The organism is Haemophilus parainfluenzae T3T1, assembly GCF_000210895.1.
In the GTDB taxonomy this organism is placed as follows: domain Bacteria; phylum Pseudomonadota; class Gammaproteobacteria; order Enterobacterales; family Pasteurellaceae; genus Haemophilus_D; species Haemophilus_D parainfluenzae_A.
Genome location: NC_015964.1, coordinates 1370703 through 1396486, shown reverse-complemented (window position 1 = coordinate 1396486; position 25784 = coordinate 1370703). Strand labels below are relative to the sequence as shown.

The following is a 25784-nucleotide window of genomic DNA, read 5'->3' as shown; positions in this document are numbered from 1 at the left end:
ACTTAAAAAAGTATTATGAATTTCTAGTTAGCACCTATTAAGACTTCAAAATTAAAAAATATTTTTAAAACAAGTCAATCAACAAGTGCCCACACAGATTGTCTGATATATTGTTAAAGAGCAAAAAACAACGACGCACTGGTTTTATTAAAGATTCACAACAGCGCGTCGTTGTGTGGGGCGTATTATAGGACTTTCAGAATTCTTTGCAAGTGCTTTTTTATAAAAAAATTCAATTTTTTTACTGTCTGATGATTTAATCATCAAAGCGAATTGTCTTTGTTCAACATTCAAGGTAAATTACCCCAAAAAGAGTAAGCAATCTAATGAGGTCTTTATGAATTTTGAACAAATGATTGGTTTCGGTGTGGCAGGAAATTTCGCAGGTCATTTAGAGCAAGCCGGCGAAGCGGCTGATTTCACTCAAGTAAAAACAGAAAATGCCATTCAACCCAAAGCGATTTTCCCGTTTTATGTGCCAAGCGAAAAAGCCGGCTTTCTTTCTACCTTTCCTTTAAGTCACAATCAAATTAATTTTCCACAAGGTGCTGATAATCTGCAAATTGAGCCTGAAATTGCACTTATTTGTGATCTTATCTATAAAGAAAAGCAAGTTGAGAAAATTATTCCGTGCTATTTTGCAGCCTATAATGACTGCTCTATTCGTCGACCTAATGCGAAAAAAATTTGTGAAAAGAAAAACTGGGGAGCGGCAAGTAAAGGTATTTCTACCAAACTAATTCCTCTTTCTTCCTTTATTAAGGGAAGTGAAATTGATCAATATCGTATCGCTTGCTTCCATAAAAGAAATAGCGAGCTCAATACGTATGGTATTGACAGCCCCGCTATCGGTTATAGCTATTTCCACCAACAATTATTAGATTGGATCGTCGATAGAATGAATAATCAACCCGATGAGGGACCAATGAATCATATTGCTTCTTTATTAGAACAAGCAAACTATCCGAAACAGGCTATTATTAGTATTGGCGCCACCCGTTATACCGAGTTTGGTGAAACGCATTTCTTGCAGCCTAATGATCTCAGTATTGTTGCTGTGTATAATGGTGAAAAATATTCTGCAGAGGAAATTGAGCAAATGGCAAGAGATGAAAAATTTGCGGATGACATTTCAACGCTTATTCAGGAAGTGGTTTAGCATACATATAAAAAGTGCGGTTAATTTTGACCGCACTTTTTTTACTTTCTTCTTAAAGAAACTTCTCCAGCATTAAAATACCGCTCTCCTTCATCGGTTATGACTTTTAAATAACCACGTTTATCAATTCCCTGCTCTATACCTGAAATCGCACCTTGTTCAGTAAAGACATTCACTTCATCACCAAAAAATTCATTATGGTTTATCCATTGTTGCATGAATTCCTCATCAATGCCCTTTTCTTCAAATTTAGCTAATCGAGAATAAATGCGCTGAATTACTTTAATAAGGATCGTCTCACGATCTATATTTGGATCCTGTTCGGTTAGCTGCGCATACGGCTGACTAATTTCGGTTGATTGGGGTAACTTCACATTAATTCCAATACCAATCACTAAGTTTAATAAACCATTCTTATTATTAATAATTTCTACTAATATGCCACCTAGTTTTCGCCCTGAAAGCAAAATATCATTTGGCCATTTCACTTTCACATTTAACGCTTCTGCAATAGCCAAACCAATCACTAAACTTAATCCATCCAATGCTTTTTTAGGATCTATCGTCCAATAAAAACTGAAAATTAACTGCCCTGCAAACGGTGAAAGCCATTGGCGACCACGACGACCACGCCCGGCTGTTTGATATTCTGCCAAACACAAATCACCTTTTTTTAATTGCTCAATTTGTCTTGATATAAATTCATTTGTTGAAGAAATGGTTCGATGATAATGCACGGAATAAGGTGAAAGTGTGGTCGAAATTGCTTGCGGATTTAACAAGGGCATTTCTGGCACAAGCTGATAAACCTCATTTTCTTCTTGAATATTCAATCCCACTTCTCTCAACAATGCTATTTCTTGCGTCAATTCATTCGACGTAATATTTAAAAACGACATCAAATCTGACTGCACTTTAGGTTGGCAATCAGACAAACAATCCAATAGCGATGACATATTCATTCCTTCTCATAAAAACCTTGGCAAATCTTACCATAAAAGCGAAAAAATTCATTTTCAACCACATGAAAAATCTGTATAATCCCGCCGCAATATTTTTTGACACAATTTTTAACCGCGAGATATTGCCATGCTTAGAATCAAACAAGAAGCTCTGACTTTTGACGACGTTCTACTCGTCCCCGCTCATTCAACTGTTCTTCCGAACACAGCCAACCTCTCAACTCAACTCACCAAAGAAATTCGCTTAAATATTCCTATGCTTTCTGCTGCAATGGATACTGTCACAGAAACCAAATTAGCAATCTCTTTAGCACAAGAAGGTGGTATCGGCTTTATTCATAAAAACATGACGATCGAACGCCAAGCGGATCGTGTTCGTAAAGTGAAAAAATTCGAAAGTGGTATCGTTTCTGAACCTGTGACAGTTTCGCCAGATTTAACCCTTGCAGCACTTGCTGAAATGGTGAAGAAAAACGGCTTCGCAGGCTACCCTGTTGTCGATGCTGAAAATAACTTAATCGGTATCATCACTGGCCGTGACACGCGTTTCGTAAAAGATTTAAGTAAAACTGTTTCACAATTAATGACAAAAAAAGAAGATTTAGTCACCGTAAAAGAAGGTGCAAGCCGTGAAACGATTTTAGAATTAATGCATCAAAACCGCGTAGAGAAAGTACTTGTAGTAGATGATGCATTCAAATTAAAAGGCATGATCACCGTTAAAGACTTCCAAAAAGCGGAACAAAAACCAAATGCATGTAAAGATGAATTCGGTCGTTTACGTGTTGGTGCGGCTGTAGGTGCAGGCCCAGGTAACGAAGAACGTATTGATGCTTTAGTGAAAGCCGGCGTAGATGTGTTGTTAATCGACTCTTCTCACGGTCACTCTGAAGGTGTGTTACAACGTGTTCGTGAAACTCGTGCAAAATATCCAAACTTACCTATCGTTGCGGGTAACGTAGCGACTGCTGAAGGTGCTATCGCACTTGCAGACGCAGGCGCAAGCGCAGTGAAAGTAGGTATCGGCCCTGGCTCTATTTGTACCACTCGTATCGTGACTGGTGTAGGTGTTCCACAAATCACCGCTATCGCTGATGCAGCTGCGGCATTAAAAGATCGTGGTATTCCAGTTATCGCTGACGGTGGCATCCGTTTCTCTGGTGATATTGCAAAAGCTATCGCTGCAGGTGCAAGCTGTGTAATGGTGGGTTCAATGTTTGCCGGTACTGAAGAAGCACCGGGTGAAATCGAACTTTATCAAGGTCGTGCATTTAAATCTTACCGTGGTATGGGTTCATTAGGTGCGATGGCAAAAGGCTCATCAGATCGTTACTTCCAATCAGATAACGCGGCAGACAAACTCGTACCAGAAGGTATCGAAGGTCGTATTCCATATAAAGGTTACTTAAAAGAAATTATCCACCAACAAATGGGTGGCTTACGTTCTTGCATGGGCTTAACTGGCTGCGCAACTATCGAAGAATTACGTACAAAAGCAGAATTCGTTCGCATCAGTGGTGCGGGTATTAAAGAAAGCCACGTTCATGACGTAACCATTACTAAAGAAGCGCCAAACTATCGTATGGGTTAAAATAAAAGGTATTTTATATGCATCTCCCTAATGTTAAACAAAAAATAACTAACCAAGAATTATGCGATATTTTTAAATGTTCAACTCAAGGTGGTATGAGAAGATCTCTAAAAACTAAAACTCTTGTTTTAGTTACCAAAACTTATGGACAACAGACGTATATCAATTACTGGGAAAATGATATTTTATACTTAACAGGGATGGGATTAACTGGCAATCAAACCCTAAGCTCTCAAAATAAAACTTTATCGGAATCAGATAGTAACAATGTTACTCTACACTTATTCGAAAACGACGCACCTAATTCATATATTTATGAAGGGGTTGTTACATTAGCGGGGCCGATTATTAAGAAAACTCAGAAAGATAAAAATGGAAATAACCGCAAAGTATATATCTTTCCACTAAAGAAAATTAATACAATTTAGAGAAAAAAATGACAAACATCCACAATCATAAAATCCTGATCCTCGACTTCGGTTCACAATATACTCAACTGATTGCACGTCGTGTACGTGAAATCGGTGTGTACTGCGAACTTTGGGCGTGGGATGTAACTGAAGAACAAATCCGTGAATTTAATCCAGACGGTATCATTCTTTCTGGTGGTCCAGAAAGTACCACTGAAGAAAACAGCCCGCGTGCACCTGAATATGTATTTAATGCAGGTGTGCCTGTATTGGGTATTTGTTACGGTATGCAAACAATGGCGATGCAACTTGGCGGTTTAACTGAAACCTCTGAGCATCGTGAATTCGGCTATGCTTCTGTTTTAATGGATAATCCGACCGCACTTTTCGCTCATTTAAATGATGGCGATAGCAAATTGGATGTATGGATGAGCCATGGCGATAAAGTAACTCGTTTACCTGAAAACTTCCAAGTTACTGGTACGACTCCAACCTGTCCAATTGCCGCGATGTCTGATGAAAGCCGTCGTTTCTACGGCGTACAATTCCACCCAGAAGTGACCCATACTAAAAAAGGCTTGGAATTATTAATGAATTTCGTGGTAAACATTTGTGGTTGCGAAACAAAATGGACAGCAGAAAACATTATCGAAGATGCCGTTGCTCGCATTAAAGAGCAAGTGGGTGATGATGAAGTGATTCTAGGTTTATCTGGTGGTGTCGACTCTTCTGTGGTTGCATTACTTTTACACCGTGCTATCGGCAAAAACTTACACTGCGTATTCGTGGATAACGGTTTACTCCGCTTACACGAAGGCGATCAAGTCATGGAAATGTTTGGCGATAAATTCGGCTTGAACATTACCCGTGTTGATGCGGAAAGCCGTTTCTTAGGTGAGCTTGCAGGTGTATCGGATCCTGAAGCAAAACGTAAAATTATCGGTAAAGTGTTTGTTGATGTGTTCGATGATGAATCGAAAAAACTCACTAATGTGAAATGGTTGGCACAAGGTACGATCTACCCTGATGTCATCGAATCCGCAGCAAGCAAAACCGGTAAAGCACATGTAATTAAATCACACCACAACGTAGGTGGCTTACCAGACTATATGAAACTTGGCTTAGTTGAACCTTTACGTGAATTATTTAAAGATGAGGTGCGTAAAATCGGTTTAGCATTAGGCTTACCAGCTGAAATGATCAACCGCCACCCGTTCCCTGGCCCAGGTTTAGGCGTGCGTGTATTAGGCGAAGTGAAAAAAGAATACTGCGATTTATTACGCCGTGCGGATGCAATCTTTATCGAAGAATTACGCAACAGCGGTTGGTATGAAAAAACCAGTCAGGCTTTCAGCGTATTCTTACCAGTGAAATCTGTTGGTGTGATGGGCGATGGCCGTAAATACGATTGGGTTATCTCACTACGTGCGGTAGAAACCATCGACTTTATGACCGCACATTGGGCTCACTTGCCTTATGATTTATTAGGCAAAGTGTCTAACCGCATTATCAACGAAGTGAATGGTATTTCCCGCGTGGTGTACGACATCAGTGGAAAACCCCCAGCAACTATCGAGTGGGAATAAAAAATCACTTTTTCAGATACTTCCTAATTATTTCAATACACCAAATAAAGCCTTGCATATCAAGGCTTTATTTATTTCACCATAATTACTAATCAACGCATTTAAAAACAATATAGATTTTAATAATTGAACGTTATTACTTGTTCTTTTACATTGACTTCTGCCTTACCCCCAAAAGGAATGATACATCTCGGTGTAGCATGCCCAACATTCACATTGTAAACGATTGACACATTTTTATCTGAAAGCTCTTCCAGCAAAATTGATTTATATTCGTCATAATATGTTTCATTCTGTGGCTTTCCAACTAAAACACCTGTCAGAACATCAAATAGCCCATAGTCTTTCAGCACATTAATCATTTTTCTAAATAATTCAGGTGCTGTTTTCTCTTCACTCGTTTCTAAAAGTAGAATTTTTCCCTTCCAATCCTCTAATTTTGGAAAAAGGTTATATTTTTCACATAAAGAAACGGTATCCTCAAATCTAGCGTTATCAAAAATATCATAAATTGACTCTAAGCACCCGCCCAATATCTTCCCTTTAAATATTGATTGCCCTTTTAATAATTCAAAGCCTTTGTTTGGATAGCTACACATTTCTACCCCAACCGTATTTTCACTAAAATCCTCTCTTTCTTGATACCATACATCACTTGGGCGTATTTCCTTAATTTTCCCTGTAGTCACCAGTTCTTCAAAATATTGTTTGGTATATGGCAACATATCTTTGGAAAGCTCGCATACGTCAGGTAAAAATGCTTGTCCATAAAAAGTCTTAATGCCGACTTTATGCAACATAAAGTGATTTATCGTGGTATCCGAGAAGCCTAAAAATATTTTCTGTGTTACGACCTTTTCTAACTCATTATTATCAAAAAGATAAGGTAATAATCTATAAGTGTCTTCACCACCAATCGCACACAAAATCATATCAATCGAGTCATCCATAAATGCGGTCAATAAGTCTTGAGCTCTGCATTCAGGATGATTTTTTATAAATTCCATCCCCTTAAGCGCATTAGGCAGAAACTCAACTTCAATACCATATTGTTTTAATCTCTCCAACCCGATATTAAGTTCATGTTGAATAAAGCCTTCCCCCATAATGCCGCTCGATAAACTAACAATACCAATTTTTTTGACTCTCATATTTCCTCTCTCAATTATCCTATCGCTTACAACATCTATTTTTCATATTCTCTGTTAGATTTGTAACGACCAAAGACTTACATCTAAAACACAATACTATGTGATGAATAATTATAAAAGTTATTTTGTTTTTTCTTTTATCTATTGTTTAATATCTACAACTTTTCCAAGCAAGATTCACTATGGACATCGCATTTTTACTCGGCACTAAAATTATTGAACTGACACTTATTGTGCTTATTGGCTATGGGTTGGTTAAATCAAAATTATTAAAATCTGAAGATAGCAAGACGCTTTCCGTTATTGGGCTTTATGTCATCAGTCCTGCAGTGATGATTGAAGCCTTTCAAATTGATTACACGCCTGAAATTTTGCAAGGTTTACAGCTTTCACTGCTTATGGCGGTGTTTCTTCAGGTTATTCTGATTATTATTGGCAGTCTGTTAAAGCGCCTATTAAACCTTGATCCTATTGAACATGCCACTTCCATTTATTCCAATTCTGGTAACTTAATTATTCCAATTGTGATGTCGTTATTTGGCAAAGAATGGGTAATTTACGCCAGCTGTTTTATTGTGGTTCAAACCTTTCTATTTTGGACGCATTGCCGTTTGATTATTGTAGGAAAAGGAAATTTATCCTTGAAGATGATTGCCAAAAACATCAATATTTGGTCAATTCTCGTCGGAGCATTTTTATTTGCTTTTCAAATAAAATTACCAAGTATTATCAATGGTACACTCTCTTCGATTGGCTTATTTATTGGTCCAAATGCCATGCTTGTTGCGGGTATGCTGATTGCGGCAATTCCTTTACGGAGCATCGTATCATCCAAACGCATTTATTTAGTCACACTTTTGCGCTTGTTACTTATTCCGATTGCATTATTGGTATTAATAAAACTGATTGGGTTTGTGCATTGGGCTGAAAAAGGCGAAATTATTGTGTTGATTAGCTTTTTAGCAACCACGAGCCCATCTGCTTCAACCGTGACACAAATGGCAGTGATTTATAACAACAATCCACAGAAAGCCAGCGCCATCTATGGTGTAACGACGCTGCTTTGTATGTTTACTATGCCACTGGTGATTGCCTTATATCAAATATGGGGGTAAATCGTGGAAAAGTGCGGTCAATTATTTAAGCACTTTTGATGCCGGCTGCTCTTTTTTCAAACGATAAAGTTGATATAAGTTAACGAAAACTAAGAAGGCGTTTAGAAGCGCAACTGGATAAGATTTGATGATCAAACTGTAAACGACAAAAAGTACCGCTCCAATTGCATTAACAACTCTCAAGTGAACAATCGATTTAAATAAAAAAGACGCAGCCACAAAGAATGTTGCCAAATAACCTAATAATTCGATGAAATTAAATTCCATAAATCTCTCCGTCAACAATGATTGAGGCGGCATCATAAAAGATTTTGGAATTCAGGAAAAGAGGCGAAATAAAGGCAACCGATTGCAATATCAAGAAATTTTTATTTCACTCAACATTCGCTCAGATAAAGACTTTTTGCACTAAAAACATATAAAAAATTGTGCCTGCTGAGATAGAAAGAAACATGTTCTTTTTCCAGAAATGTAACCCTAATACCAAAGCACCCGCAATGAAATCGGGTAAGCCGTGATAACCACTCAACACATCCACATTTTTATAGCAATACACCACTAACATCCCAAACATCGCCGCAGGCAATACTTTGCCAAGATAACGAATATAGTCTGGAATCGGGCGATTGGCGGGAAAGATCCAGAAGGGCAATAATCGAGTAAATTGCACGCACACAATACAAATCACAATAGTGATAATTTGTTCCATCAATGTCATTTTAGTGCCTCCAATTTAGATGAAAGTTTCGGGCGTCTTACGGTTAACAGAATCCAAATACTAATGAGTGTTGGCACTAAAAAGTGTTCTTTCCCAACAATTAACAGCGATGCAAAAGCCACACCTAAACCTAATAATGAACTTTCATGAGATTTCTCTTTGAGCCAGTTTTCAGCAAAAATCACCAGGAAAAGCGCGGTCATACCAAACTCTACCCCTTTTAAATCAAAAGGAATGATTGAACCAAATAGATTACCTAATCCCGCTCCAACGACCCAATAAAGATGGAGATAAAAACTGACAAAGAACATATACCAGCCTTTATCTAAATGATCGGGAATCTTCGCCATATAGTTAAGGGAAAAACTTTCATCTACTAGAGTACTAATTAAATACCAACGTTTTTTCCCAATTTGAGCACCATATTTTTCTAACATGGAAATGGCATAAAAAATCTGACGACCACTTACCATCAGCGTAACTAATGCGACACTTAAAGGCGAAAAAGGCATGACTAATGCTGCAGCAGCAATAAACTCCACGGAGCCCGCATAAATGAGTGCTGCCATTGCAACAGGGAACCAAACACCGAATCCAAGTGCTTTCATGTAAATGCCATATGCAATGCCTAAAAATAAAAATCCGGCAAGCATTGGCATGCTGTAAGGAAATGCCGCTTTTGCTGCGGCTTTGATGGGATTTTCTGTCACTACTTCTGACATATTGACCTACTACAACTCTAAAACAGACAAACCAGGTAAGGTCGAAAAACTTTGTGCTTTTACTGTTTGATGGAAATCTTCGATATAAGCTAAATTGGCATCTTCTTTACGAATTGCCGCATAAAGGTTACTGTACAACCCTTCTTCTGTAATTTTGCGTGCCACCACATACCCTTTTTCTAAATAAGGCAATGCCGCCCAATAAGGCACAGTGGCAATTCCCCGATGACTTGCCACTAACTGGATCAAGGCGATCGTTAGCTCTGTTGTACGACGCGGCGGATTAATGCCTTTCGGTTTCAACACTTGACGATATAAATCTAACATATCATCAGGCACGGGATAGGTTACCCAAGTTTCTTCAGCAAAATCTTCCGCCTGCCAAACGTCTTTATTGGCTAATGGATGATCTTTAGAACAAATCCCCACCATTTCATAAGAAAACAGCGGCTTAAATAAAACATCATCATTTTGTTCAACGTCTGACACAATCGCCCAATCTGCACGATGAGACAACAACAATCCTACAGGATCGGTATGGAAACCTGAGACGATATCCAATTCTACTAGGCTCCAATGCTGACGAAACTCATCCATCGCCGGCATTAACCAGTCGAAGCAAGTATGACACTCTACTGCAATTCTTAACTGACCTGCATCACCGTGTTTTACGCGTGCGAGCTCACGTTCTGCATCAACTACTTTTGGAAGAATTTCATTGGCAAGACGAATCAAACGATCGCCTGCTGCGGTAAAACGCAATGGATTACTTTTACGCTCAAATAGAGGTAAACCGAATTGCTCTTCCATTAACTTAATTTGATGAGAAAGTGCTGATTGTGTTAAATACACACGTTTTGCCGCCATTGAAACACTGCCTGTTTCCTTTAAAGCAAGCAAGGTTCTTAGGTGACGAAGTTCAAGAAATGTGGGTTTCATTAGAATAATTCATAAAGTTATAGCATTAGATGAGCAACATGATAACGCAAATTAAATTTGTCGAAAAGAAAGTGCGGTCAAAAACGTTGATATTTTTGACCGCACTTAGGCCGATTATTTATCTAATTGAACAGGAAGAAATAAGCTCAATGGACGTTTTTTCACAATTTGACAAACTTCATACCAAATTGGCCACCAGCTATCAATTTCCGCATTCAAAGAACGCAATGCAACCCAAAGCGTTAATGAAAAACTGACAATTAAATTCACTAAACCAATTAATAATACAAAACCAATGCATTGTAAAAGCAATGAATAGGTGAATTGTCCGCTCACTGCAATATAACCCACATTCGCAGATGAAAATGCCACATGACGAATATCTAACGGAAGGTGCGTTAAGTAACCCACCACACCGGTAATACCAAGCAGCATACCAAAGCAAAGGTTACCGATAAGCGAGCCATAATTCTCATGCATATAATTAGCAAATTTAACGCGAGATTTCTCAGACATTAATTTTTTCAATAATGGATGTTGGGCTAAACGCATGCGCATATTCAAATAATTGCTGCGGTTATCAAAATAGCCCGAAATAATCCCTGAGCAGAATAACCATACACCCGCAATGGCGGCAAACCATAAGGTTCCTGCAAAAGGATCAATGCTATGCAACTGATACGCGATTTGATCGGCATTCATCAATGGCTCACCCGTTTTATATTGGTAACCAAACGCAATCAATGCGGCTAAGCCCATCGCAATGAGCACATTACCTAGCACAGCAATACTTTGAGAACGAAATACATCCACTAATAATTGGGCTAATTTCATATTGACGGTTTTACCTTGAGGCGTTTTCTCAACAGCCTCAGCAAAACGGGCTGCAGTCATGGCTGGCTGTTTGGTTGCAACTGTGAAATGCAACATAAAGATCACCATAAAACCTAAGCCGTAATTTAAGCCTTCGGCAATCCCTTTCCAGACTTTGTCATCAATGATGCTACCTAGATAGGTTTTAAATAACGCCATCAGTGCAATTAATACACCACCACCCGCTGCAGAATAAAACATTGCCCAATACTCTTTTTTATCTCGAGTAATGTAATGCTCACCATGATCGCCGGCATTCTGCGTAACACTACGAGCCATCAATCCTGAGCTTTGTTTCCATAGTCGCGAAATACTATGTCGTTCTGCTGCTGCACGAGCAAAACAACCGGTTAATAATAAGATTCGACGCGGCAAATAGCGATTTGAAACAAAAATCGCCATCAAGGTTTCTAATCGTTCTAAAGTCTGGGAAAGACGTTCCAATAAATACGCCGTATTTAAGGATGATCCCACTACCGCCCCACGTTTCTGTAAGCCAATAATCAATGCCTTACATTGATCAAACATTACCTGTAAATGGCTATCATCAAAAACCGTTGATTGGCGACGCGCCTCTACCCAATCAACCACTTCATGGTGTAAAGCCACAAAAGGCGAATCTGCATTCAACAGAGAAGGTTCCATTCGCATCAGCTCAGGATCCATATCTTCAGCGGCAATCCAAATTGAAAGCATTTCAATGGCAAATAGCCCTTCACTTTCAATATGATTTTTTAAACGCTCACGATCTTTTTGTTCTGTATAACGGGTTAAAACACCAAATACGCCTCGCCATGTTTTTAATGGGACGGCATCAATCCAGCGGGCATCATTTTTATCACTGAACAATAAATAAAAAATATCACGTAAATCATTAATATCTTTAAAAGACGGGTTAAAACGCTCATAAATACGCGTTTTCATTTCTTGTCCAAAACCGCCACGCGTAAGAATTCCGCTGCTAATAAACAAGGGATAAAGACGTAAACCACATAACCAACCGCATAATAATTTCGAAACAGAATAGCCTAATTCTTTATCGTTCTTTAAGATAAACTTAAATAAATGCAAGGTCGGCGAAATTTTTTCTGTGGGGCTGCTACGTAATAATTGGCACAAGCCCTCTACAAGACCAAAAGCATCATTTTCCGCCACTTTGTTACGCAAAAATTGCGGTAAGGTATCGGTTTTAATCATGAGCTTTCTCCTTCTATCATTTATATTCAAAAGCGAGACATTATACAGCTCTGTTAGATAAAGTAAAAATGAGCGGAAAAGTGCGGTCAATTTTGAAAGGATTTTAAAAGAAAAGGCGTATGCTTCCATACGCCCTTAAATTGATATTATTTCTCTTTCTTCAACAAGAAAATACCTTGTTCAGAGAAGTTCACATAAGCTTGTTTGAGATCAGCATTGAAGTCTTCTGGTTTGGTGTTAATGAGCAATTCTTTGCCTGCCCAAATTGCCACCACTTCCCAGTGGTTACCCATATAGACTGCACTCTTGATTTCACATTGTTGTGCAGCTTCACCTTCGGCTTTTAAATAAATCGCTTCAGGACGCACGCCCACTAAGCATTCGCCATCTGGTAAATTAAATTGCGCGGCATTACTTAATGGTAATTTGTAACCATTAACATCAATAGTGTTATTTTCCAATTTAGCTTCAAAGATACTCGATTCGCCCATGAAGTTTGCTAGGAATAAAGAGTTTGGACGCAAATAAAGCTCTTTTGCAGGTGCTTTTTGCATGATTTTACCTTTATTCATGACGATAACTTCATCGGATACCGCAAATGCTTCAGTTTGGTCGTGAGTCACATAAAGTGAGGTAATACCTAAACTTTGTTGTAATTCACGGATTTTTTCACGCATAGAACGACGTAAGTTTGCATCCAAGTTACTTAATGGTTCATCAAAAAGTAATACTTTTGGTTTTAATACTAACGCACGTGCTAATGCCACACGTTGTTGTTGACCACCCGAAATTTGATCCACAAAACGATCTTCAAACCCCGCTAAGTCAACCAATTCTAACGCTTCTTTTACACGTTTAGCGCGCTCTTCTTTACCCACGCCTTGCATACGTAAACCATAACCGACGTTATCACCGATGCTCATATGCGGGAACAATGCGTAAGATTGGAATACGATACAAATATCACGATTTTGAATAGACGATTTGGTTACATCTTCACCATCAATAAAAATTTGACCTGAAGTTGGGTTTTCTAAGCCTGCCACTAAACGTAACACAGTGGTTTTACCACAACCAGATGGCCCTAATAAGGTCACCATGGTGCCACGTTTAATGGTTAAATCTAAATTATCAATGACTGTGGATTTACCAAAAGATTTGGTGATATTTTTTAATACTAAGAAATCATTATTACTCATAATATTTACCTACAACTTAACGAGTTAATTCATTTTTTTCGCTTTAGAACGGGAAATTCGGGTATCACCCACAATCCAGTCAAAGAATAAAATAATAGCCATCATCACGATGATTAAAATTGAACCGTATGCGATAGCAACACCATATTCACCATCTTCTACACGGTTTAAAATATAGGCTGTTGCCACACGTGTATCAGCAGTGACTAAGAAGATAATCGCACTTACGGTAGTCATCGCACGAACGAAGCTGGTGACCAATGCAGAAAGTAACGCTGGTTTTAACAATGGTAAAACGATAAACCATAAGGTTTTCCATGAGCTGCCTTTTAAAGAAAGAGATGCTTCATCGAGTGATTTATCTAATTGACCAAGACCTGCAATCGCTGCTCGCATACCGATTGGTAAATCACGCATGACCATTGAGATGATCACGATAATGCTGGTACCCGTAATGTAAAGTGGCGCATTGTTAAAGGCTAAAATATAAGATACCCCTGCAACGGTTCCTGGTACCGCAAAACAAAGCATAGTTAAGAACTCAAGAGATTTTTTACCTTGGAAATCTTTACGCACCACAATATATGCAATTAATAAACCGAAAAGTGCGGTCAATGGTGCGGCAATTCCTGCATAGATTAAGGTATTAATCAATGATGGCCATGCCCCATCACTTAAGCCTTGTCCGAATAACATCGCATAGTTTTTGAAGGTTAAAGTATAATCCACGCCCCAGTTTACAGTGAAACTACCATAGAAAATACTGCCGTATAACGCTAAGTTAAAGAATACCCAGAAACCAAGCATACAAATGATGGTATATTTCAAACCAGTTGGTAAATCTTGTACATCGCCACGATAGGATTTACCTGAAACGGTCACATAAGAGCGGTTACCAATCCAAATATATTGGATGATAAATACGGCTAATGAGAAGATTAAAAGCATCGAACCTAACGTACTTGCTGAAGCATAATCTAATTGTGAGCCTGCGATATAGAAGTAGATTTGTGTCGCGATGACGTCAAAGCTACCGCCCAATACTAATGGGTTACTAAAATCCGCTAAGGATTGGATAAACACGATTAAGAATGAGTTTGCCAATGCCGGACGTAATAATGGGAAGATGATATTGAAGAAAGTTTGGTAACGATTTGCACGTAAGGTGTAAGACGCCTCTTCAATTGATGGATGAACCGATTTTAATGCCCCATCTAAAATCATGAATGAAATCGGCGCAAAAGCAAGAATCTGTGCAATGGCAATCCCGTTGAAACCGTATAACCAGTTATGGTTCTCAAATCCAAATGTTGTGGATAAGAACTCTGTCACATAACCAGAACGGCCAAGCATTAATGTTACCCCTAAGCCCACAACGAATGGCGGTGTGACGATTGGTAAAATAGAGAAAATTTTACCAATAAATGCCGTTCTACGTGCAATACGGGTGGTATAAAGCGCAAATGCCAAACCGAAAATCGTTGATACGATTCCTACAAAGCCAGACAAGAATAGCGAGTTACTAATAACACGTACAATATAGCTTTGAGTTAAAATTCGCATCACTTGTTGCGGTGCAAAAGTATCACCGTCATAGAACATTGAAACAAAGATAGCCAATGTTGGATAAACGATGAAGAAGAAAATTAATAAGATAATGCAAAGTAAAGAGGCAATAATAAATTTATCCCCTTGCATCACTTTTAATTTGGCGAAAGAAAACGTCGCCAATGCGGTTAAACTCGAGATTAATACAATCACAGAATAACCCATGCTGACTTTATAAATTGTCGCACTGACAAAGATAAACAATGCCGCCGCAGCAACAAGATAAAGCTCTGCTTTCGCTTGTGTATCCTTCGGTAATTTAAGAAGCGGCATCAAACCGTATAAAAGAACCGGTAAAAACCATAATACCGTAATATTTAATGAAGACCACCCCATTGCACCTAGGTATTCATCGCTTGTGCTTTCAAACAAGCCATAATCTAAAGCATGGGAAGGCAGAAGAAGAAATGCAATCACTGCAAGAATTATCCAAAAATTAGCGGATTGGATAATAGGAAGTTTATTTGCGTTCATACAACCTCGCATAAAAGAAAAAAAGCGAAATAATATAATAGCTATTATTTCGCTATGTATACATCATTATTTTGCTAATTTAACATCATCAACCCATTTTGTGATCAAACGTTTACGTAAATCACTTGAGCCGTATTTGTCAAAATCATAATTAATTAAATTGATGGATTTAAAATCGAGCGCATAAGGCGATTGCTCAGCAGTGCTATTGGTTAAAATAGAATACGCTTCCCCTTTTTTCCAGGTTAACTCTTGCGCTTCTTTTGATAACGCCCAATCCACAAATAATTTCGCATTTTCAAGGTTTCTTGCACCTTTAATAATGCTCACGCCACCAATTTCATAGCCTGTACCTTCGCAAGGTACAACTAATTCAACCGGTGCGCCTTTTGCTTTCTCTAAAGAATATTCATGTAAAAAACCAATTCCGATTGCGGTTTCACCACGCGCTGTATTACGGGTTGCGGTGTTACCGGATTTAGTATATTGGGAAACGTTTTTATTGAGTTCTTTGAGATATTTGAACGCTTCATCCTCACCCCAAAGTTGGATATAGGTCGCTAACTGAGTATAACCTGTTCCTGAACTTTGAGGATCGGCTGCTTGGATCTCATTACGATACGCAGGATCGGCTAGATCTTTCCAACATTTTGGTGTCGGTAAATTAAGCTTTTTCAAACGTTCTGGGTTAATACCGAAGCCTAATACACCGAGATAAATCGCGGAGGAATAGTTGCCTTTAATTTTAGCAGGGTCTCTAAACTGTTCAGGAATTTGTGCGAGATTTGGTGACTTATACGCTTCAAGTAAGCCCATTTCACCCGCTTGAGAATGAGGATCCAGCGTACCGCCATACCACACATCCCCTTGAGGGTTGTCTTTCTCAGCATCAATTTTGGCTAAAATTGTGCCTGTGCCACCACGGATAAAACTGGTTTTAATACCGTATTTTTTCTCAAAAGCCATGGTTTCTTGCTCGCACATCGTGTTTTGTGCACTGCAATAAACAACTAAACGGCCTTCTGCTGCTGATGCGTGAGAGCTCAGTAACACGCCACCAAATACAACACCAGAAAGTGCTAAAGCAACGTTAGACATTTTCATTGGTTCACTCCTGTGTTTATAAAAGAAGATGAGCTGATACGCTCATCGTAGAAACCCACGTAAAAACTATTTAGTGGGGCTAAAATGGCAAAAGTGCGGTCAAAAATCTCATGTTTTTCAACCGCACTTTAACTACTATTTCGCTAATTTAACGTCTTGAACCCATTTTTCAATTAAGGCTTTGCGTTGTTCGGTTGCACCGTATTTTTCAAAGTCATAATTGATCAGATTAAGTTTACTTGGATCAAACGCGGTTGGCGATTGTTCCGCTGTGGTGTTGGTTAAGATTTGTAAAGAATCACCTTGTTTCCATGCTAACTCTTGACCTTCTTTAGATAATGCCCAATCCACGAATAATTTTGCATTATCGATGTTACGCGCACCTTTTAAGATACTCACGCCACCTAATTCATAGCCAGTACCTTCGCAAGGCACCACTAATTCCAACGGCGCACCTTGACGTTTTTCAAGTGCATAATCGTGTAAGAAACCGATACCTACCGCAGTTTCACCACGTGCCGCATTACGAGACGGGGTGACACCTGATTTGGTGTATTGAGATACGTTTGGATGTAATGCTTTTAAGAAATCAAAGGCTTTTTCTTCGCCCCAAAGCTGAACGAAAGTTGCCAATGCAGTGTAAGCTGTACCTGCACTTTGTGGGTCAGCAATTTGCACTTCGCCTTTTAAGCGAGGATCAGTTAAATCTTTCCAGCATTTTGGTACTTCTTTAATACCTAATTTTGCTAAACGCTCGGTATTCACACCAAAACCTAAGATACCCATGTAAATCGCAGAGACATAATGTCCTTTGGTTTTCGCTGGATCACGGAAACGTTCTACGATTTCATCAATGTGTTTAGATTTATAAGGTTCGATTAAGCCTAATTCAGCCGCTTGTGCTTGAGGGTCGAATGTACCACCAAACCATACGTCTGCTTGCGGGTTATTTTTTTCTGCTTCAACTTTTGCGAAAGTACTGCCTGAACCATTGCGAATAAATGAGGTTTTCACATCATATTTTTCGCCAAACGCTTTCGTTGTCGTTTCACAAAGAATGTTGGTCGCACTACAATACACCACCAAACGCCCTTGAGCATTAACAGCAGATGATGTCATGAAACCAGCAGCTAAAAGTGCGGTTGAAATTGAGAGAGAAATTTTATTCATTTTCATTGTAGCTCCTCATAAATAACACAGATGAAATAATAAAAACGAGCACAGCGTAAGCGAAAACGAAAAAAATTTCCGTGAAGTACTTCACAAATTTAAAAAATTAAAATAAAAAAAGAAAGAAAGGTGAATTTAAGCTGATTTTTCTTTATAATCCCAGTAATTTTTACCTTCCGTTTTTGAGGACGTTCCATGTCAAACTCATCTTGTATTATCATCGCCATCACGGGTGCATCCGCTTCAGGCAAAAGTTCCATCGCTTCTACCGTTCATAAAGAACTTTGCAACGAGTTAGGATGCCAAGAAATTGGGATTATTGCTGAAGACAGCTACTATAAAGATCAAAGCCATTTAGAGATGAGTGAGCGCATAAAAACAAACTATGACCACCCTAATTCAATGGATAGAGATTTACTCATTCAACACTTAAAAGACTTAAAAAATGGAACCGCCGTAGATATTCCTGTCTATAGTTATGTTGATCACACCAGAACAGGCGAAACCAAACACTTCACGCCGAAAAAAATTGTCATTTTAGAAGGCATCTTATTGCTCACTGATGAGCGAGTTCGCCAATTAGCTGATATTTCTGTCTTCGTGGATACGCCATCAGACATTTGTTTTATCCGCCGTTTACAACGTGATATGGAAGAACGTGGTCGTTCATTACAATCTGTTATTGACCAATACCGCGCAACCGTTCGTCCAATGTTCTTACAATTTATTGAGCCATCAAAACAATATGCGGATATCGTAATTCCTCGTGGCGGTAAAAACCGTATTGCGATTAATATGTTAAAAGCTCAAATTCTTCATTTATTAAACGAAAAATAGGAAAAATCATGCGCCTTTGCGATACCGATATCGAACGCTATCTAGATGATGGCATTATTTCTTTAACGCCTCGTCCTGAAAATGACAAAATCAATGGGGCAACCATTGATGTGCGTTTAGGCAATTCATTTCGCGTATTTCGTGAACATTCCGCACCTTATATTGATTTAAGTGGCCCGAAAGAAGAAGTCTCTGCTCAACTTGAATCAGTGATGAGTGACGAAATTATTATCGGTGATGATGAAGCCTTCTTCTTACACCCTGGTATGTTGGCGTTAGCAACCACATTGGAGTCAGTGAAACTCCCTGCCAATATTATCGGTTGGTTAGATGGTCGCTCTTCACTTGCTCGTTTAGGTTTAATGGTACATGTAACCGCACATCGTATCGATCCAGGTTGGGAAGGCAAAATTGTGTTGGAATTCTACAACTCCGGCAAATTACCTTTAGCATTGCGTCCAAATATGGTGATTGGAGCATTGAGTTTTGAGGTGTTAAGCGGCCCGGCAGCGCGCCCTTACACTAGCCGTAAAGATGCCAAATATAAACATCAGCAAAATGCGGTGGCTAGCCGAATTAATGAGGATTAATCAATGAAAAAGATCGCAATTAGCCTGTTGATCGTGCTGTTTGCGATCTTTGCTTTTTTTTATGCACGAATTCAAAAACTGGAAACAGTGATTACTACCGCACTAGCTCAGCATGAAACTACCTTCCAAGAGTTTAATGTGGGCATTTTCCCTGAGCCGTATATTTCCTTTGACAAAGTTCAACATAATCAAATAAGTATTGAAAAAATAACTGGAAAATTTTCTCTGCCATCATTAGTTTTGGGTAATGCTCAACTACAAGAATTAGTTGCTCAAAATATCAAGTTATCCCCAAAAGCACAAAACTCAGCAAATGTTCAAGTACATTTCAACGGTTTCCCACTTAATTATATTACTAGTGATGATATTCCATTTAGCACAACAACTCTCATTACTGTTGAACTAGCAAAACCACTTTATGGCAGTAATAGAATCTTTAATTTTCGTTTTATCAAAGGTCATGTTACCCTCCGTCGGGAAAGTGAATCACTTATTCAATTTGATGATGTTCAATTCAATCAGCAAGACCTGGGCTATATTGAAATTCATACAGATTTAACAAAGCCACAGAAACGTGCCATTGCTTACATTAAACCTAGATGTACCACAAATTGTCTTGCCGTACTCAAATTTGATAGCTATCTACAAAAAAGTGCGGTCAATTTTTCTGGTAAAAATTTTCCTTTAACGCAGTTGTTAGCTTTACTTAATTTCCCGCAAACCATGACAGGTACGAGTGATTTTAACACTCAATTAGCCTTTACAAACTCAGAATTAATCGAAGGGAAATTTGATTTTAATGCGCGTGATGGAGAGCTTTTAGGATTGAATTTATTAGATATGGCGGCACAGTATTTACCAATTAATTACAACAGTGATTTAACTGCAAGCAGAAATATGAATACGCCTTACGAGCGTTTTGAGTCAAATCTTTCGCTTGAAAACCACTTACTCAAAGTCGATAAAATAAGCTTAAAAACAACCGCACTTTTAGGTGAAGGTTCTGGAGCCATTGATTTAGATAATGTACAATGCGACGTCAATTTAACTTTAAGATCAACTGACGAAAAATACAAAAAACTGGCATTGCCTATTCGCTTTTTCGATAGCTGCTATGCACCACAATACAAGTTAAATATTGATAAAAATTTCCGTCATCAACTTAAGGAATTAATTAAAGAGAAATTAAAATAATGTCGTTTTACCAAAAAGCAGAAAAAACTCAATTTTGGCGCGTAGTTATCATGGCTTGCGCCGCTTTTATTTTTAATACCACAGAATTTGTGCCCGTTGCGTTACTCACCGATATCGGACAAAGTTTTGATATGCAAAGCTCCGATGTGGGGTTAATGATGACCGTTTATGCTTGGACTGTCATGATTATGTCTTTACCCGCCATGCTCGCGACAGGTGATATGGAACGTAAAGGTTTGTTACTGAAACTTTTCGTGATTTTTATTATCGGCCATATTATCTCGGTCATCGCTTGGAATTACTGGATTCTTCTTATTGCTCGTATGTGTATTGCGGTAGCGCATTCACTCTTCTGGGCGATTACAGCATCATTAGTCATGCGTGTGGCACCGAAGAATAAGAAAACACAAGCAATTGGTATGCTCGCCATTGGTACATCCCTTGCAACTATTTTGGGCTTACCGTTAGGACGTGTAGTTGGTCAATTAGTTGGCTGGCGTATTACTTTTGCAATCATTGCTGCATTAGCTGTAGTGGTGATGATATTGATTATGCGTTTATTACCAAATCTACCAAGTAAAAATGCCGGCTCACTTTCTAGTCTACCGATTTTGGCAAAACGTCCATTACTCATTGGACTTTATGCCACAACGGTACTTATCGTTTCAGCACACTTTACCGCTTATACCTATATTGAGCCATTTATGGTTCAAATCGGACAAATGGATCCTAATCTTACCACGATGATTCTTTTAGTTTTTGGTATTTCAGGTGTGACAGCGAGTGTGATTTTTAACCGATTATACCGTTTTGGCGCCACACAATTTATTATCCATGCAATTCTGTTATTAGCTATTTCCTTAGGCTTTATGCTTACTTCGGCAGGTTATACCGCAACAATGTTTGCCTTGGCCTTTGTTTGGGGTATAGGAATCTCTTGTATCGGACTCGCATTACAAATGCGTGTACTGCAACTTGCGCCCGATGCAACAGACGTAGCGAGCGCCATTTATTCAGGTATTTTTAATGCAGGTATTGGTGCAGGCGCACTATTTGGTAACCAAATAACACGTCACATTGGTCTTGAATATATAGGCTTTAGTGGCGCAGCATTAGCGATGATTGCACTCGGCATCTTTGTCTTCTTTAATTTCCGCTATCGTACTCAAAATGCCTAAAAAATGACCGCACTTACTCAAGTGCGGTCATTTTCTTTTCTCTTTCTAATCGAGATGGAAACAAGCAATTAACTTACCATCAGGATATTTTTCCAATTTAGGCTGTTCATTTCGACATTTATCGGTCGCTTTCCAACAACGTGGATTAAATGCACAACCTTTTGGTGGATTAATCGGGCTTGGTAATTCGCCCTTTAATTTAATCCGCTGACGACGTAATTCAGGCGATAATCTTGGTGTCGCTGAAAGCAACGCTTGTGTATAAGGGTGCTGAGGATTATTAAAGATTTGTGCTTTTGTGCCCATTTCAACACAGCGGCCTAAATACATCACCATCACCTCATCAGCAATATGCTCAACCACCGAAAGATCATGGGAAATAAATACGTAAGATAAACCAAGCTCTGCTTGCAAATCCATCATCAAATTCAGCACTTGCGCACGAACGGATACGTCTAACGCAGAAACGGGTTCATCCGCTACAACCACATCAGGATTAAGCATTAAACCACGAGCAATCGCGATACGCTGACGTTGCCCACCTGAAAACATATGTGGATAGCGATTATAAAACTCGGCACGCAACCCCACTTTTGCCATCATGGACAATACTTTTTCTTTACGTTCTTTAGCCGATAGACTGGTATTAATGACTAGGGGCTCTTCCAAAATTGTGCCAATCTTCTTACGCGGGTTCAGTGATGCGTAAGGGTTTTGAAACACGATTTGGATTTTCTGACGACGCAATGCTTTCGTTTCGTGATCATTCACTAAGAAGTTTTGCCCGTTGTAATACAATTCACCTTCAGTAGGTTCTTCTATCATGGTTAAAAGACGACCAAGTGTGGATTTCCCACAACCAGACTCCCCAACCACTGCAAGGGTTTTACCACGTTCTAAAGAAAAAGACACCCCATCTAACGCTTTCACTTGCTGTGTTTTCGCAAACATTCCTTTTTTCACTGGGTAATATTTTTTCAGCCCGATAGCATTGAGCAATGGAGCATTCTCTTGTGCGACATTAGACATTGCTTGGTTCTCCTTGGGCATTTAATGGGGTGTGACATTTTACTTGTCGATTTCTTACGTGACGTAATTCTGGTTCAACTGTTCGACAAAGATCGGTCGCATACGGACAACGTGGATTTAACAAGCAACCTTGTGGACGATCGTATTTACCTGGCACCACACCGGGTAAAGATTGCAAACGAGATTTACCTTCGGCAAATTCAGGTAAAGAACGTAATAACGCTTGAGTGTAAGGATGTTTTGGTTCACGGAAAATATCTTCTGCTCGCCCTTCTTCTACTACTTGTCCTGCATACATCACAATAATGCGATGTGCCGCTTCTGCGACTAGCGCAAGATCGTGCGTGATCAGAATTAACGACATACATTCTTTTTGCTGTAACTCAAGCAACAAATCTACAATTTGTGCTTGAATAGTCACATCCAGTGCGGTGGTTGGTTCATCTGCAATCAGCAATCTCGGTTTACAAGCTATCGCCATAGCAATCATAACGCGTTGGCTCATCCCGCCAGAAAGCTGGTGCGGATAAACATCAATACGTGATTCAGGATCAGGAATACCGACTAAGCGTAATAGCTCTAAGGTGCGCTCACGGCGTTCTTTTTTACTACCGCCTTGATGCGCTTTAATGGCTTCCATAATTTGGAAACCCACCGTATAAGCAGGATTTAAGCTTGTCATCGGATCTTGGAAGATCATGGCAATATCTGCGCCAATCAATTCTTGCTTTTCTTTTGGTGCTAAACTTAAAAGATCTTTTCCTTCAAACGATAAGCCTTTCGCTGATACACGCCCTGGAAAATCAATTAAGCCCATCACGGCAAGGGAACTCACGGATTTCCCCGAGCCAGACTCGCCAACAATGCCTAAGACTTCACCTTGATTAACTTGGTAGCTAATGCGATCGACCGCTTTAAAAGGTGTTTTTTCATCACCAAAGTGAACAGAAAGTTCTTTTACATCTAATAATACCATTCTGCCCCTCTATTGTTTTAATTTTGGATCGAGCGCATCACGCAACCCGTCGCCCATTAAGTTAAATGCTAAAACAAGCGATAAAATCACTAAACCTGGAATCGTAACCAACCAGTTGGCCGCCTGCATAAAGCTACGTGATTCAGATAACATGGTCCCCAATTCTGGCGTTGGTGGTTTTGCACCGATACCTAAGAAACCTAAGGTCGCTAATTCTAAAATGGCATTAGAAATGCCCATTGTCATTTGTACGATAAGCGGTGCAAGACAATTCGGTAAAATGACAATAAACATCAAGCGTAATACGCTTGCTCCCGCTACACGCGAAGAGGTGACATAATCTCTGTTTTTCTCATTTAATACCGCTGCACGTGTTAAGCGCACATAACTTGGAATCGAAACCACGGCAATCGCCAACGTCGCATTGGTTAAAGAGGGCTCTAAAATTGATACCACCACAATGGTTAAAAGCAAGTTTGGGATAGCCAACATGATGTCAATAAAACGAACAATTAATGTATCTAATGGTCCACCATAATAGCCTGCGAGCAAGCCAAGACTCGTCCCTAAAATGCAAGATAAAATCACAATAATGAAACCCGCAAAAACAGAAATGCGCGTACCATAAATAATACGAGAAAGAATATCTCGCCCAATGTCATCTGTACCCAGTAAATAAGCAGAATTACCGCCTTCATACCAAGCTGGCGGTAACAATAAAGCCGAACGATTTTGTTCGATAGGATCAAAAGGTGCAATCCAAGGTGCAAAAATACTGATTAATGCCACTGCAAGGATAAAAGCGAGCCCAATCACTGCCCCTTTATTTTGTTTGAAATAAAACCAAAACTCCTGCAGCGGTGTGCGAGGTGCGAAGGTTTCAATAGGTAAAGTTTGTTCCGTCATTAATAAGGCTCCTTATTGATGGCGAATACGTGGGTTTACCACGCCATAAAGTAAATCGATCGTTAAATTCACCACAATAATAATTGTAGCAATAATCAACACGGCGCCTTGTAAGACAGGATAATCACGATTGGAAATCGCATCAATAATCCATTTACCAATACCCGGCCATGAGAAAATCGTTTCGGTTAAAACGGCACCAGATAATAACTGCCCGACAATCAAACCCACGACTGTCACAACAGGGATAAGCGCATTGCGTAGTGCATGAAAAATTACAATTCGGGTATAGCTTAAGCCTTTAGCTTTTGCCGTACGAATATAATCTTCCCCTAATACTTCCAACATTGAGGAGCGAGTCATTCGGGTAATCACCGCAAGTGGAATGGTACCTAGCACAACAGCAGGGAGAATCAATGACTTAACTGCATTTTCAAAAGCACCTGGTACACCAGAAAGCCAAGTATCGATTAACATAAAACCGGTTGGTGTGTCGATCCAGAAACTGTCTTCTAAACGTCCTCCTTGTGGCAAACCAAACCAAGGCGAAACATATAAGATCAAAATTAATCCCCACCAGAAAATTGGCATGGAATAACCCGTTAAGGACATGGCTGTCACGGTATGAGAAATCCAACTATCTTTCTTGACGGCCGCAATCGTTCCGAGCGAAATACCTGCAATTAACGACCAAAATAGTGCAAAGAAAGCTAATTCAAACGTGGCTGGAAAAAGTGTAAAAAACTCAGTCAGAACAGGTTGTCGAGTACGGAATGATTCACCAAAATCGCCTTGTATTACATTACCAATATAATTGAAATATTGCTGATACAACGGTAAATCGAGACCAAGTTGCTTCATCATTTGTTGATGAACTTCGGGTGTTAAACCTCGCTCTCCCATCATAATCTCCACAGGATCGCCTGGAATAAAATGAATGAGCGCAAAAGTCACAAAAGTAATGGCGATAAAGGTAGGAATCACCATTAAAATACGTTTTAAAATAAATTTAAACATCTACTTCCCACATGATAAAAGTGCGGTCATTTCTTCGAATGCTTTCGCACTTGGCACCTTGAGCACAAACATCAATATT

24 protein-coding genes are annotated in these 25784 nt (G+C 39.2%); 9 read left to right on the top strand and 15 right to left on the bottom strand.

Annotation, left to right across the window (positions count from 1 at the left end; genetic code table 11):
- Positions 1-337: 337 nt before the first annotated feature.
- Positions 338-1159: a DUF5718 family protein gene (locus PARA_RS07080; protein ID WP_014065158.1), complete on the top strand. Its 822-nt coding sequence runs from the start codon at positions 338-340 to the stop codon at positions 1157-1159.
- 41 nt (positions 1160-1200) lie between these two features.
- On the opposite strand, the gene birA is transcribed toward PARA_RS07080, so the two are convergent.
- Positions 1201-2121, bottom strand: coding sequence for a bifunctional biotin--[acetyl-CoA-carboxylase] ligase/biotin operon repressor BirA (gene birA, locus PARA_RS07075; RefSeq protein ID WP_167313615.1), 921 nt, complete (start codon positions 2119-2121; stop codon positions 1201-1203).
- 127 nt (positions 2122-2248) lie between these two features.
- Between birA and guaB the strand changes: the two genes are divergently transcribed.
- From guaB to guaA, 3 genes are read left to right on the top strand one after another with little or no spacing between them, the layout of a single operon-like run.
- Positions 2249-3712: an IMP dehydrogenase gene (gene guaB, locus PARA_RS07070; RefSeq protein WP_005697778.1), complete on the top strand. Its 1464-nt coding sequence runs from the start codon at positions 2249-2251 to the stop codon at positions 3710-3712.
- A 17-nt stretch (positions 3713-3729) separates the two neighbouring features.
- Positions 3730-4140: a hypothetical protein gene (locus tag PARA_RS07065; RefSeq protein ID WP_041918255.1), complete on the top strand. Its 411-nt coding sequence runs from the start codon at positions 3730-3732 to the stop codon at positions 4138-4140.
- Positions 4141-4148: 8 nt separating this feature from the next.
- Positions 4149-5708: a glutamine-hydrolyzing GMP synthase gene (gene guaA, locus PARA_RS07060; protein WP_014065155.1), complete on the top strand. Its 1560-nt coding sequence runs from the start codon at positions 4149-4151 to the stop codon at positions 5706-5708.
- Positions 5709-5827: 119 nt separating this feature from the next.
- Here guaA and PARA_RS07055 read toward each other — a convergent pair whose 3' ends face one another.
- Positions 5828-6859: a S66 family peptidase gene (locus tag PARA_RS07055; RefSeq protein WP_014065154.1), complete on the bottom strand. Its 1032-nt coding sequence runs from the start codon at positions 6857-6859 to the stop codon at positions 5828-5830.
- Positions 6860-7041: 182 nt separating this feature from the next.
- On the opposite strand from PARA_RS07055, the gene PARA_RS07050 reads away from it, so the two are divergent.
- Complete coding sequence (locus PARA_RS07050) at positions 7042-7974, top strand: AEC family transporter (RefSeq protein ID WP_014065153.1); 933 nt, start codon at positions 7042-7044, stop codon at positions 7972-7974.
- A gap of 21 nt (positions 7975-7995) precedes the next feature.
- On the opposite strand, the gene PARA_RS07045 is transcribed toward PARA_RS07050, so the two are convergent.
- The 9 genes from PARA_RS07045 to PARA_RS07005 form a co-directional block, all read right to left on the bottom strand.
- Positions 7996-8241, bottom strand: coding sequence for a YgjV family protein (locus PARA_RS07045; protein ID WP_014065152.1), 246 nt, complete (start codon positions 8239-8241; stop codon positions 7996-7998).
- Between the two features lie 121 nt (positions 8242-8362).
- Entirely contained in the window at positions 8363-8692 is a 330-nt protein-coding gene (locus PARA_RS07040) for a branched-chain amino acid transporter permease (protein WP_014065151.1), read from the bottom strand.
- On the bottom strand, positions 8689-9414 hold the full coding sequence (gene azlC, locus PARA_RS07035; protein WP_014065150.1) for an azaleucine resistance protein AzlC: 726 nt from the start codon (positions 9412-9414) through the stop codon (positions 8689-8691). Before azlC ends, PARA_RS07040 begins: the two co-directional genes overlap by 4 nt.
- A gap of 9 nt (positions 9415-9423) precedes the next feature.
- Entirely contained in the window at positions 9424-10353 is a 930-nt protein-coding gene (locus PARA_RS07030) for a LysR family transcriptional regulator (RefSeq protein ID WP_014065149.1), read from the bottom strand.
- Between the two features lie 114 nt (positions 10354-10467).
- Complete coding sequence (locus PARA_RS07025) at positions 10468-12423, bottom strand: site-specific recombinase (protein ID WP_014065148.1); 1956 nt, start codon at positions 12421-12423, stop codon at positions 10468-10470.
- Positions 12424-12569: 146 nt separating this feature from the next.
- The gene (fbpC, locus tag PARA_RS07020) at positions 12570-13622 is read right to left on the bottom strand and encodes a ferric ABC transporter ATP-binding protein (protein WP_014065147.1); all 1053 of its coding nucleotides are present in this window, start codon (positions 13620-13622) and stop codon (positions 12570-12572) included.
- A 24-nt stretch (positions 13623-13646) separates the two neighbouring features.
- Entirely contained in the window at positions 13647-15704 is a 2058-nt protein-coding gene (locus tag PARA_RS07015) for an ABC transporter permease (protein WP_014065146.1), read from the bottom strand.
- Between the two features lie 66 nt (positions 15705-15770).
- Positions 15771-16808, bottom strand: coding sequence for an ABC transporter substrate-binding protein (locus PARA_RS07010; RefSeq protein WP_005696379.1), 1038 nt, complete (start codon positions 16806-16808; stop codon positions 15771-15773).
- Positions 16809-16943: 135 nt separating this feature from the next.
- Positions 16944-17984 (bottom strand): ABC transporter substrate-binding protein, encoded by a 1041-nt coding sequence (locus tag PARA_RS07005; RefSeq protein WP_014065145.1) that lies wholly within the window; start codon positions 17982-17984, stop codon positions 16944-16946.
- 189 nt (positions 17985-18173) lie between these two features.
- Here PARA_RS07005 and udk point away from each other — a divergent pair, with 189 nt between their 5' ends.
- The 4 genes from udk to PARA_RS06985 are packed head-to-tail and all read left to right on the top strand — an operon-like array spanning position 18174 to position 21777.
- Positions 18174-18815 carry a uridine kinase gene (gene udk / locus PARA_RS07000; RefSeq protein ID WP_014065144.1) on the top strand — a complete coding sequence of 214 codons (642 nt, stop codon included), beginning with the start codon at positions 18174-18176 and terminating at the stop codon, positions 18813-18815.
- Positions 18816-18823: 8 nt separating this feature from the next.
- On the top strand, positions 18824-19405 hold the full coding sequence (gene dcd, locus PARA_RS06995; RefSeq protein ID WP_005696382.1) for a dCTP deaminase: 582 nt from the start codon (positions 18824-18826) through the stop codon (positions 19403-19405).
- Positions 19406-19408: 3 nt separating this feature from the next.
- A complete protein-coding gene (locus tag PARA_RS06990) occupies positions 19409-20599 on the top strand; it encodes an AsmA-like C-terminal region-containing protein (RefSeq protein WP_014065143.1) in 1191 nt (396 codons plus the stop codon).
- Positions 20599-21777, top strand: a complete 1179-nt coding sequence (locus tag PARA_RS06985; RefSeq protein WP_014065142.1) for a sugar transporter — start codon at positions 20599-20601, stop codon at positions 21775-21777. The genes PARA_RS06990 and PARA_RS06985 overlap by 1 nt, the downstream gene beginning before the upstream one ends.
- A gap of 45 nt (positions 21778-21822) precedes the next feature.
- On the opposite strand, the gene PARA_RS06980 is transcribed toward PARA_RS06985, so the two are convergent.
- Genes PARA_RS06980 through PARA_RS06965 form a run of 4 tightly spaced genes read right to left on the bottom strand, consistent with a single transcriptional unit; the run spans position 21823 to position 25705 of the window.
- On the bottom strand, positions 21823-22806 hold the full coding sequence (locus PARA_RS06980) for a peptide ABC transporter ATP-binding protein (protein ID WP_014065141.1): 984 nt from the start codon (positions 22804-22806) through the stop codon (positions 21823-21825).
- Complete coding sequence (gene dppD / locus PARA_RS06975; protein ID WP_014065140.1) at positions 22799-23782, bottom strand: dipeptide ABC transporter ATP-binding protein; 984 nt, start codon at positions 23780-23782, stop codon at positions 22799-22801. The genes PARA_RS06980 and dppD overlap by 8 nt, the downstream gene beginning before the upstream one ends.
- Positions 23783-23791: 9 nt before the next feature.
- Positions 23792-24688: an ABC transporter permease subunit gene (locus PARA_RS06970; RefSeq protein WP_014065139.1), complete on the bottom strand. Its 897-nt coding sequence runs from the start codon at positions 24686-24688 to the stop codon at positions 23792-23794.
- A 12-nt stretch (positions 24689-24700) separates the two neighbouring features.
- On the bottom strand, positions 24701-25705 hold the full coding sequence (locus PARA_RS06965) for an ABC transporter permease subunit (RefSeq protein WP_014065138.1): 1005 nt from the start codon (positions 25703-25705) through the stop codon (positions 24701-24703).
- Between the last annotated feature and the right edge of the window lie 79 nt (positions 25706-25784).